The following is a 10643-nucleotide window of genomic DNA, read 5'->3' as shown; positions in this document are numbered from 1 at the left end:
CTCTTGGTGATCATCGTCCTGACCGGGGTCCGCGTGTGGTGGGACGTGCTGTTCCAGTAATGCCTTGACGCCCCGCCGCGCCGTCAGGCGCCCGTTGAGCGCCGTCGTCCTGGCGCCGGCGGCCCTCCCCGTTTGGCCTAGGCGGCGCGGCCGACTACAATAGCGCCTCATCCGCGGTCCAGGAGGCTCGCGCGTCCGTGCGGTATGGCTTCGTGATCGATCAGCGCAAGTGCATCGGCTGCCACGCCTGCACGGTGGCCTGCAAGGAAGAGAACCAGGTGCCGCTCGGCGCGTTCCGGACGTGGGTGAAGTACGTCGAGCGCGGGACGTTCCCGCATACGCGCCGCTACTTCTCGGTCCTCCGATGTAACCACTGCGACAACGCGCCCTGCGTGACGATCTGCCCCACGGTGGCCCTCTACCGGAGGCCGGACGGCATCGTCGACTTCGACGGCGCGCGCTGCATCGGCTGCAAGTCCTGCCTGCAGGCCTGCCCCTACGACGCGCTCTACATCGATCCCAGCACCCAGACGGCGGCGAAGTGCCACTACTGCGCCCATCGGATCGAGGTCGGGCTCGAGCCCGCCTGCGTCATCGTCTGTCCGGAGCAAGCGATCGTGGCCGGTGATCTCGACGACCCGACGAGCCGGATCGCCCGGCTGGTCGCCACCGAGCCGGTGCAGGTCCGCAAAGCCGAGCAGGGGACCCGGCCCAAGGTCTTCTACCTGGGCGCCGACACCAGCGCCCTCACGCCGTCGCTGCAGACGCCGACCGAACGGTATGCCTGGGCGGAGCGCCCGTCCGAGGAGCTGTCGCTCGTCAACATGGTCGCCTCGCTCCCGGACAGCGGACACCTCGGCGACGGCGCGCGGAGCCGTCCCGTGTACGACGTGCCGCACATGCCCCGACCGTGGGGGTGGAAGGTCTCGGCGTACCTGTGGACGAAGTCGATCGCGGCCGGGACCACGCTGGTCGGGACGCTGGCGCTGAGCGGAGCGCTGGCGACGCAGGTGGCGCCGCTGCTGAGCCTCGTGTTCCTGGCGCTGACGACGGCGCTGCTGATCCTCGATCTCAAGCGCCCCGAGCGCTTCCTTTATATCCTGGTCAAGCCGAACTGGCGGTCGTGGCTCGTGTGGGGCGCCTTCATCCTCATCGCCTTCGGCGTCGTGGTCGGCCTTTCGCTTCTGGTCACGCTCGACGGCAAGGCCGTCCCCTGGCCGCTCGGCCTGGCCGCCGTCCTGCTCGCCCTGGCCGCAGCGGGCTACAGCGCCTTTCTCTTCGGTCAGGCCGAAGGCCGCGATTTCTGGCAGACATCGTTGAAGCTGCCACACCTCATCGTGGCGTCCCTGGTGGCGGGTAGTGCGGCGCTGCTGTTCGTGGTCCCTGGCTGGCACTTCTCGACCGCGCCGGACTTCGTCAACGGCGGGTGGGCCGCCCGCCCGCCGTTCCACGCGCTCGGTCCGCTTCTGTTCGTGGCGCTCCTGGCCCACGCGGCGTTCGTCTTGATGGAGCTCTTCAGCCGGCACCCCAGTTACGAGGCCGCCGCGGCCGCCCGGCTCCTCACGCGTGGTCGCTGGGGACGGCGGCTGTGGGGTGGCGTCGTGGCGGCGGGCATCGTGGCGCCTCTGGCCCTGCTGATGGCAGGCGCGGCTTCTCAATCCGCAGTGCCCACGTCGCTGAGCGCCCTGCTCTCGCTCGCCGGCCTCTGGATCTACGAGGACCTGTGGGTGCAGGCGGGGCAGTCGATCCCGCTGAGCTGAGTTCATCGAGCGGGGCCGTCCCATCGTGAGCGCGATGCCCGAGCCGCTGAGCCCCACCGCCAGAGAGCTGCCGCCTCCGGCCGGCGGGCTCGCCAGCTATCCGCCCGTGGACCGGTGGGACGACTGGGAGGAGTACGATCCGGTGGCCTGGCCGCGCAAGGTGAAGCGCCGCTATGCGCTGATCCCGACCATCTGCTTCAACTGCGAGGCGGCCTGCGGCCTTCTCGCCTACGTCGACAAGCAGACGCTGCGGATCCAGAAGTTCGAGGGCAACCCCGCCCATCCCGGCAGCCGCGGCCGCAACTGTGCCAAGGGCCCGGCCACCCTGAACCAGGTGGACGACCCCGAGCGCATCCGCTACCCGCTCCGGCGCGTCGGCAAGCGCGGCGGGGGCCAGTGGGAGCGCGTGACGTGGGACGAGGCGCTGGACGACATCGCCGCCCGCATCCGCCGGGCGCTGGTCGAGAAGCGGCCGCAGGAAATCATGTACCACCTGGGCCGGCCCGGCCACGAGCTGATCTACCTGCAGCGTGTCTTTCACGCCTGGGGGATCGACGGCCACAACAGCCACACCAACGTCTGCTCGTCCAGCGCGCGGGCCGGCTATGCCTTCTGGATGGGGATGGACCGGCCCTCGCCCGACCACGCCAACGCGCGCTTCATGCTGCTGCTCTCCTCGCACCTCGAGAGCGGTCACTACTTCAACCCCCACGCGCAGCGCATCATCGAGGGCAAGATGCGGGGGGCGAAGGTCTGCGTCATCGACACGCGGCTCAGCAACACGGCCTCGATGGCCGACTGGTGGCTGGCCCCGTGGCCGGGCTCGGAGGGGGCGCTGCTGCTGGCGCTGGCCCAGGTCCTCCTCAAGGAGCGCCGCTACAACCGCGAGTTCGTGCGCCGGTGGGTCAACTGGGAGGAGTACCTCCGCTCCGAGCGGCCCGATTTGCCGGTGACCTTCGAGGCCTTCGAGCGGGCGCTCGACGAGCTCTACGCGCCCTACACGCCGGAGTTCGCGCACGCCGAGAGCGGCGTGGACGCGGGGACGATCGTCGAGGTCGCCCGCGCCCTCGGCCAGGCCGGCGAGGCGCTGGCCACGCACATCTGGCGCAACACGGCCGCCGGCAATCTCGGCGGCTGGCAGGTGGCGCGGGCGCTCCAGTTCCTGGTCGTGCTGATGGGAGCGGTGGACACGGAGGGCGGCACCGCGCCCAACGCGTGGCACAAGGCCGTCCCGGCGCCGCCCCTGATGCCGCCGCCCGCCAGGGTGTGGAACGAGCTCCTGATGCCGCGGGAGTACCCGCTGGCCTTCTTCGAGATGAGCTATCTCCTGCCGCACTTCCTGCGCGAAGGGCGGGGCCGGCTGGCCATGTACTTCACGCGCGTCTACAACCCCGTCTGGACCAACCCCGACGGCATGTCGTGGATCGAGATGCTGACCGACGAGACCAAGGTCGAGCGCCACGCGTGCCTGACGCCGGTCTGGAGCGAGACGGCGTGGTTCGCCGATTTCGTATTGCCGATGGGCCACGCCTCCGAGCGCCACGATCTCATGTCCCAGGAGACGCACGCCGCGCGCTGGATCGGTTTCCGCCAACCGGTGCTCCGCCTCATGCTCGAGCGCCAGGGCCAGAGCTTCGAATGGACGTGGCAGGCCCACGAGGCCGCGGGCATCGGCCAGGTGTGGGAGGAGGACGAGTTCTGGATCGAGCTCTCCTGGCGCATCGATCCCGACGGCGCGCTGGGCATCCGGAAATACTTCGAGTCGCCGTACCGGGCCGGGCAGAAGCTGCGGATCGAGGAGTTCTACCGCTGGATCTTCGAGCATAGCGTGCCCGGGCTGCCGGCGGCGGCCGCCGCCGAAGGGCTCACGCCGCTCCAGTACATGCGCAAGTACGGCGCCTTCCTGATCGAGGAGGGCGTCTACGCTCATCACGAGCAGACGCCCAGCGCCACGGAGCTGGAGGGCGCGAGCGTGGATCCCGCGACGAAGATCGTCGAGAAGGGCGGCCAGGCCGTCGGCATCGAGGTCGAAGGCGTGGCCCGGGTCGGGTTCCCGACGCCGTCGCGCAAGCTCGAGTTCTTCTCCCCGACCCTCAAGGCCTGGAAGTGGCCGGAGCAGGCGGTGCCGGGCTACATCCGCAGCCACGTCCACTGGTCGCAGATCGATCGCGCCCGCGGCGAGATGGTGCTGCTGCCGACCTTCCGGCTGCCCACGCTGATCCACACGCGCTCGGGCAACGCGAAGTGGCTCTACGAGATCTCCCACACCAACCCGATCTGGATCCACCCCGAGGACGCCGAGCGGGTCGGGGTGAAGACGGGAGATCTCGTCAAGGTGAGCACGGCGATCGGGTACTTCGTCGATCGCGTGTGGGTGACCGAAGGCATGCGCCCGGGGATCATCGCGTGCTCGCATCACCTGGGCCGCTGGCGGCTGCGCGAGGAGAGCGGCGGCGAGCGCTGGTCCACCGCGCTGGTCGACCTCCGGCAGGTGGCGCCGGGCCGGTGGCGGATGCGCCAGGTGCACGGCATCGAGCCGTTCGCGAGCGCGGATCCGGACTCCCAGCGGATCTGGTGGAAGGAGGCGGGCGTCAACCAGAACCTGACGTTCCCCGTCCAGCCCGATCCCGTCAGCGGCCAGCACTGCTGGCATCAAAAGGTGCGGGTGTCGAAGGCGGAACCCGCCGATCAGTACGGCGACATCTTCGTGGACACGGACAAGGCGCACGAGATCTATCGCGAATGGTTGCGCCTGGCCCGGCCGGCGCCGGGGCCCGACCATCTGCGCCGACCGCTCTGGCTGCCCCGCGCGTTCAAGCCCGATCCGTCCGCGTACCGCCTCCCGCCGTGAGAGGGGAGGGAAGGGTCGGTGCGCTGCACGGTCGAGAGGTATACTTCGATGCAGGAGGCGCGGGCGGATGACGGGCGATCGGCGGATCAGTCGGCGGCGGGTGCTGCGCACGCTCGGCGTGCTGGGCGCGGCCGGCGCGACCGGTGCGCTGACGTTGGCGGTGCCGCGAGGCGCCCGGGCTCAGCAGTTCGGGCTCCAGGAGACGGTGCAGGACGGGCTCCAGCGCCTCTTCGGTAGCCGTCCGATCAAGGACGGGGCCGGCATCATCAAGCTGGACGTGCCCCTGATCGCGGAGAACGGTGCGGTGGTCCCGGTGTCGGTCGAGGTCAGCTCGCCGATGGCCCCGAACAACTACGTCAAGCACATCTACATCGTCGCCGACCGGAACCGCATCCCCATCATCACGCGGGCGACGCTCGTGCCGGAGGCGGGCCAGGCCTCGGTGGGCGCGACGGTGCGCCTGGGCGAGACGGGGGACGTGCGGGCGATCGTGGAGCAGAGCGACGGCGCCCTGCTCCAGGTCAAGCGCGAGGTGAAGGTCACCGTCGGCGGCTGCGGCGGGTAGGGGCGAGATGTCCGACATCGGCAAGGTCCGCATCCGGGTGCCCTCCAGCATCAAGGCCGGCGACATCGTGCGCGTGCGGACGCTCGTGATCCATCCGATGGAGCGGGTGGAGCGCGACCAACAGGGCCGGATCATCCAGCGCCGGTACAACTACGTCAATCGGATCGTCGCGACCTACCTGGGCAAGACGGTGGTCGCGTTCGACGCCACGCAGAGCGTGAGCGAGAATCCCTCCTTCGTGTTCACCTTCCGGGCGACCGACCCTGGCCAGCTCAAGGTCACCTTCGAGGACACGATCGGCGGGAAGTACGAGGGCACGGCCGACATCAGGTTGTCTTGAAGCGACTGGCCCGCCGCCTGAGCGCGCTGGCCGTCCTCGCCGCCGGCTGCGCCACCGCCGCCACCGACGCTCCCCGAGACTCCCCCGTCCCGAAATGGGAGAGCCGCGCCGTCGCACCCGCGCGCGGCGAGGTCCGGACCTCGCCCGACGGGCGCCGGGAGCAGATTCGCTACAAGGGCTGGACCACGCGCGACTTCGGCACGTTCCGGACCTACGCCTACGACGAGGGGCACCCCGAGCTTCCCATCGCCCGGGTCGCGATGCCGGGGGGCCTCGCCGGCGATCCCGCCAAGGGGCGCGCGCTCTTTCTCTCCCGCGCCAAGGGACCGTGCGCCGGGTGTCACCTGATTCCCGGCGCCGACGTCTGGCCCGCCGGCAGCGTCGGGCCCGATCTCTCGACGATCGGCGACCGCCGGCTGCCCGACCAGTATCTCTATCAGCAGATCTACGATCCCCGCGTGATCTTCCCGAACACAGCCATGCCCCCCTGGGGCGTGGCCGGGATCTTCACCCCGGAAGAGATCGTGCATCTCGTCGCCTTCCTCCAGTCCCTCAAGGGGCCGCTGCCGCCGGAGAAGGATCCCGAACGCAATCCGTTCACCCGCCCGAAGCCCGTGGGCTTCGGCGACAACCTCGACCCGACGAACAACCCGGCACTGCTGCTGGCGGAGGAGGATGCCGAGGCGCTGTGGAGCGCGAAGGGGCCCGCCGGCCGCGCGTGCGCCGACTGCCACCGCGGGGGTCCCGCCGGCGCCATGAAGGGGGTGGCCGCGCGCTACCCGAAGTACGTGAAGGCGTATCGGCGCGTGATGAGCCTCGAGGACTTCCTGGCCGCGCACGGGCCCGAGACGACCGGCCACCCGCTGCTCGCCCAGAGCGCCGGGAACCTCGCCACCACCATCCTGATCAAGATGGCGTCGAACGGGCTGCCCGTCCAGGTGGACGTGACGAGCCCCCAGGCGCGCGCCGCGCTGGCGCGGGGCCAGGCGACCTTTTACAAGCGCGTCGGCCAGCGGAACCACGCCTGCGCCGACTGCCACACGCCCGACAAGGGTGCCGACAAGTTCCTGGGCGGGCGCCTGCTCGGCAACGTGACGGCCGGGCTCACCCGCCATTTCCCCACCTGGCGAACGGACCGCGGCGAGGTGTGGGACATGCGCAAGCGCTTCCAGTGGTGCATGACGCCGCTGGGGACGAACATGCTGGCCGCCGACGCCGTCGAGTACGCGGAGCTGGAGCTCTATCTGACGTCGTTCGACAATGGCAAGCCTTTGAGCGTCCCCGGCATCCGCCACTGAGGGCAACGCCAATGAACTTCGCCTCACTTCGTTCTCGGTCCGGTCGGCTCCACTCCGAGTTCAGGGCTCGCCTCGGACGCGTGGGGCTCTGTGGATCCGCTCGCCTCGGGCGCAGGGGCCCCAGCCCCTGGCCGCCCTGCGGCTCGCCCAGCGCCACGGCCGTCCTGCGGCTCGCACTGCGGGGCCTCGTGATGCTCGTTCCTTGGCGTTGCCGCGGCAGCGTGCAGCCGATGCCGTCGGCCGGCATCCGGCACTGACGACATGGAGGTCACCCGCCGCGATCTGCTGAAGCTCCTGGCGATCGCGGGCGGGCTGGGCCTGCGCCCGCGCGATCTGGAAGCCGGCGACGCGCCCGCGCGCCTGCTCGAGTTCGCTCCGCTGGGTAACGTGACGCTGCTGCACATGACCGATCCCCACGCGGCGCTGCGGCCCGTCTTCTACCGCGAACCCGACACGTTGCTGGGCGTGGGCGCCGAACGCGGCCAACCGCCCTACGTCACCGGCGAGGCGGCTCTGCACGCGTACGGGCTCAGGCGGGGCACGCCCGAGGCCTATGCCTACACGCACGTGGATTTCTCCCGGCTGGCCGTCCGCTACGGCCGAATGGGGGGCTACGCCCATCTGGCGACGCTGGTCAAGCGCATCCGCCTGGAGCGCCCGGGCCGGACGCTGCTGCTGGACGGGGGCGACACGATCCAGGGATCCGCGACGGCGTTGTGGACGCGCGGCGCCGACATGGTGGGGGCGATGAACGAGCTCGGCGTGGAGGTCTTCACGCCGCACTGGGAGTTCATCTACGGCATCGACCGCGTCCGGGAGCTCTTCGGCGACCGCGAGCGCGGCGGGCTCTTCGCCGGCGACTTCGTCGCCCACAACATAATGGAGCTGGGCTTCGGCGATCCCGTCTTCCGACCCTACACCATCCGGGCGGTGGGCGGCGTGCGGGTGGGGGTCATCGGCCAGGCGTTCCCCTATACGCCCGTCGCGCACCCGCGGCGCTTCGTGCCCGATCTGACCTTCGGCATCAGGGACGACCACGTGCAGCGGCTCGTCAACGAGCTGCGCGACGACCGGAAGGCAGAGGTGGTAGTGCTGCTCTCCCACAACGGCATCGCCGTCGACCTCAAGCTGGCCTCGCGGGTGAGCGGGCTCGACGTGATCCTGGGCGGCCACACCCACGACGCGCTGGTGGAGCCGATCCGGGTGGGCCGGACGCTCGTCGTCAACTCCGGCTCGCACGGCAAGTTCTTGAGCCGGCTCGACCTCGACGTCCGCGGCGGGCGCCTCGCCGACTACCGCTACCGGCTGATCCCCGTGCTGTCGAAGGCGCTGCCGGAGGATCCCCCGATGGCCCGGCTCATCCGCGACATCCGCGCCCACCACGAAGCCCGGCTGAGCGAGCGCCTGGCCGTCTCCGAATCGCTCCTCTACCGCCGCGGCAACTTCAACGGCCCGTTCGACGAGGTGATCCTCGACGCGCTCCTCGGGCGCGCCGATGCGCAGGTGGCGTTCTCCCCCGGCTTTCGCTGGGGCGTCACGATCCTGCCTGGCCAGGAAATCACGCTGGAGGACGTCTACTCGCACACCGCGCTGACCTACGCCAACACCTGGGTTCGCGAGATGACCGGAAGCGAGATCCACCGCATCATGGAGGACGTCGCCGACAACCTCTTCCATCCCGACCCGTACTACCGCCAGGGCGGAGACATGGTGCGACTGGGAGGCCTCACCTACGTGATCGACCCCCAACGGCCCATGGGCCGGCGCATCACCGACATCCGCGTGGGCGGCCGCCCGCTCGATCCCGCGCGTCGCTACAAGGCCACCGGCTGGGCGAGCCTCGGCGAGGCCGACGGACCGCCCGTGTGGGACGTGGTCGCCGATTACCTGCGCAGCGTCAAGCGCGTCAGGATCGAGCCCCGCGCCCGCGTCAAGGTCGTCTCCCTCGCCCGCCAGCGCGGCCCGGGCTAAGATAGGCGCCTCATGACACGCCCGATGTCCCTCGCCCTCGCCGCGGGCGCCGCACTGGTGGCGCTGCTGGGCCTGCGGCTGGTGTCGAGCCCGCCGACGCGGCCGCTGGCGACGGCGACGGACGCCGGCAAGACCACGGGACAGGTCACCATGGCCGGGCGGGCGACGGCCGCCGGCGACTCGGTCCACGATCTGATGATGGATCTCCTGATCACCCCGCTGGACGGCCCGCCGGCCAAGCCGTTCGCGCTCGAGAGCCTCGCCGGCGGGCGGGTCGCGCTTTCCGACCTCAAGGGGCGCCCGGCACTGCTCTACTTCTGGGCCACCTGGTGACCGTACTGCACGAGGGAGTTACCCTCGGATATCGAACAGATCCAGCGGCGATACGGTGAGCGCCTGGCCGTGCTCGCCATCGACATCCAGGAGACTCCCGACGTGGTCGCGCGCTGGGCGAAGGATAAACGGCTCTCGTTCACGATCCTGCTCGATCCGTCCGGTGCGGTGACCCGGGACTACGAGGTGACGGCGACGCCGACCGTGTTCGTCGTCTCGCGAGAGGGCAAACTGGTCGGCAAGGCGCTCGGCAACAAGCCCTGGACCTCCGAGCGCGGCCACGCGCTCCTGGCCCGCCTCATCGGGCCGTGAGGAGCGACGTCACGGCCTGACCCGGATGTTGCCGTCGTCTCGCCCGATGTCGACCAGCGTGTGGGACCCGGGCGGGAAGCTGTCGCAGCTCACGGCTTCGCTGCGATTCGAGGGCACCGGCACGTCGTCCTCACGCTCGGCGTCGCTGGCGAGCCAGCTCGTCCCCGCTCCGGGATCGAACCCCAGCTCGCCGTCGGTCGGAGTCCAGTTCCTGGCTTGATTCGGATAGATGCCCCAGGTCAAGCGGCGCGGGGGTGACCTTCGTCCCCGTCCGTTGTCTTCGACGGTGACGAGGATGCGTCGGCCGATTCGCTCCGGAGTGTTCGAGTCGACGATGACGCCACTCATGACCGCACGGTTGTTCGTGACCACCAGGCAATCGAAGTCGGCGTCGATCAGAAGACCCTGAGCCCCGGCCACCGCCTCTCCCGGACCGTCCGGGTCCGACTCGGCCGCGGCCGACGGGTCGATGAAGATCATCCGCCCCTCGGCGGCGCCGGAATTGTCGATCCGGGCATCGAACTCGGCGCTGCGAAGGACCCCGTCACCGCCGAAAAAGTCGACCTGGCCCTGAACCTCCGGCTTCGCTGTCACGATGTTCGGAATGGCCAACACGAGAGCGACGGAGACGCCGGTCGCGAGGAAGCGAGTCATTTTCATGGCGGATCAAGTCTACCCGAGACCCGACGCGCGCCGAGGTCAAAATGGTAAGGTCCGGGGTGGTGATCGAGCGTCTCGAAACCGACATCCTCATCCTCGGCGCCGGGGGCGCCGGGCTCTGCGCGGCTCTCCACGCCGCCGACGCGTCGCCGTCCTTGCGCGTCACCGTGGTCGTCAAGGGACTGCTCGGCCGCGCCGGCTGCACGCGCATGGTCCAGGGCGGCTACAACGCCGTGTTCACCGCGCCCGATTCGCTCGACGCCCACCTTCGCGACACGCTCCAGGGCGGGGGATGGATCAACGACCAGGAGATGGTGTGGACGCTCGTCAACGAGGCGCCGGGCCGCGTGCTCGAGCTGGAGTCGCGCTACGGCTGCTTCTTCGACCGCACGCCGGAGGGGCGCATCCACCAGAAGCCGTTCGCCGGGCAGAGCCACGACCGCACCATCCACAAGGGCGATCTGACCGGCATCGAGATCATGAACCGGCTCACCGAGCAGGTGCAGGCGCGACCGAACGTGACCGTCCTGGAGGAAAGCCGCGCCGTCGAGCT

9 protein-coding genes and 1 pseudogene are annotated in these 10643 nt (G+C 70.1%); 9 read left to right on the top strand and 1 reads right to left on the bottom strand.

The features are described from left to right. Positions 1-197: 197 nt before the first annotated feature. The 8 genes and pseudogenes from VGV13_19770 to VGV13_19735 all read left to right on the top strand — a co-directional run bounded on the left by VGV13_19770 (position 198) and on the right by VGV13_19735 (position 9430). Positions 198-1760, top strand: a complete 1563-nt coding sequence (locus VGV13_19770) for a 4Fe-4S dicluster domain-containing protein (protein ID HEV8643323.1) — start codon at positions 198-200, stop codon at positions 1758-1760. A gap of 34 nt (positions 1761-1794) precedes the next feature. Further along, positions 1795-4611: a molybdopterin-dependent oxidoreductase gene (locus VGV13_19765; GenBank protein ID HEV8643322.1), complete on the top strand. Its 2817-nt coding sequence runs from the start codon at positions 1795-1797 to the stop codon at positions 4609-4611. A 67-nt stretch (positions 4612-4678) separates the two neighbouring features. Next, positions 4679-5176, top strand: a complete 498-nt coding sequence (gene soxY, locus VGV13_19760) for a thiosulfate oxidation carrier protein SoxY (GenBank protein ID HEV8643321.1) — start codon at positions 4679-4681, stop codon at positions 5174-5176. Positions 5177-5183: 7 nt separating this feature from the next. After that, on the top strand, positions 5184-5516 hold the full coding sequence (locus VGV13_19755) for a thiosulfate oxidation carrier complex protein SoxZ (protein HEV8643320.1): 333 nt from the start codon (positions 5184-5186) through the stop codon (positions 5514-5516). Further along, a complete protein-coding gene (gene soxA, locus VGV13_19750) occupies positions 5513-6814 on the top strand; it encodes a sulfur oxidation c-type cytochrome SoxA (GenBank protein HEV8643319.1) in 1302 nt (433 codons plus the stop codon). Before VGV13_19755 ends, soxA begins: the two co-directional genes overlap by 4 nt. A 261-nt stretch (positions 6815-7075) precedes the next feature. Further along, positions 7076-8785 carry a thiosulfohydrolase SoxB gene (gene soxB, locus VGV13_19745; GenBank protein ID HEV8643318.1) on the top strand — a complete coding sequence of 570 codons (1710 nt, stop codon included), beginning with the start codon at positions 7076-7078 and terminating at the stop codon, positions 8783-8785. Positions 8786-8809: 24 nt separating this feature from the next. Further along, positions 8810-9118: a hypothetical protein gene (locus tag VGV13_19740; protein ID HEV8643317.1), complete on the top strand. Its 309-nt coding sequence runs from the start codon at positions 8810-8812 to the stop codon at positions 9116-9118. A gap of 12 nt (positions 9119-9130) precedes the next feature. Beyond that, positions 9131-9430 (top strand): annotated as a pseudogene (locus tag VGV13_19735) (TlpA disulfide reductase family protein). 9 nt (positions 9431-9439) lie between these two features. Here VGV13_19735 and VGV13_19730 read toward each other — a convergent pair. Beyond that, positions 9440-10090, bottom strand: coding sequence for a hypothetical protein (locus VGV13_19730; protein HEV8643316.1), 651 nt, complete (start codon positions 10088-10090; stop codon positions 9440-9442). Between the two features lie 44 nt (positions 10091-10134). On the opposite strand from VGV13_19730, the gene VGV13_19725 reads away from it, so the two are divergent. After that, positions 10135-10643, top strand: a 509-nt coding sequence (locus VGV13_19725) for an FAD-dependent oxidoreductase (protein ID HEV8643315.1), incomplete at its 3' end; no start/stop codon positions are given.

The sequence above is a fragment of the Candidatus Methylomirabilota bacterium genome, from assembly GCA_036001065.1.
Taxonomy (GTDB): Bacteria; Methylomirabilota; Methylomirabilia; order Rokubacteriales; family CSP1-6; genus MNEF01.
This window is presented reverse-complemented; position numbering and strand designations above follow the sequence as displayed.

Bases quoted from the DNA above. Each gene is read 5' to 3' on its own strand.
- VGV13_19765 (HEV8643322.1), top strand. From the start codon at position 1,795: ATGCCCGAGCCGCTGAGCCCCACCGCCAGAGAGCTGCCGCCTCCGGCC.
- soxY (HEV8643321.1), top strand. From the start codon at position 4,679: ATGACGGGCGATCGGCGGATCAGTCGGCGGCGGGTGCTGCGCACGCTC.
- VGV13_19755 (HEV8643320.1), top strand. From the start codon at position 5,184: ATGTCCGACATCGGCAAGGTCCGCATCCGGGTGCCCTCCAGCATCAAG.
- soxB (HEV8643318.1), top strand. From the start codon at position 7,076: ATGGAGGTCACCCGCCGCGATCTGCTGAAGCTCCTGGCGATCGCGGGC.
- VGV13_19740 (HEV8643317.1), top strand. From the start codon at position 8,810: ATGTCCCTCGCCCTCGCCGCGGGCGCCGCACTGGTGGCGCTGCTGGGC.
- VGV13_19730 (HEV8643316.1), bottom strand. From the start codon at position 10,090: ATGAAAATGACTCGCTTCCTCGCGACCGGCGTCTCCGTCGCTCTCGTG.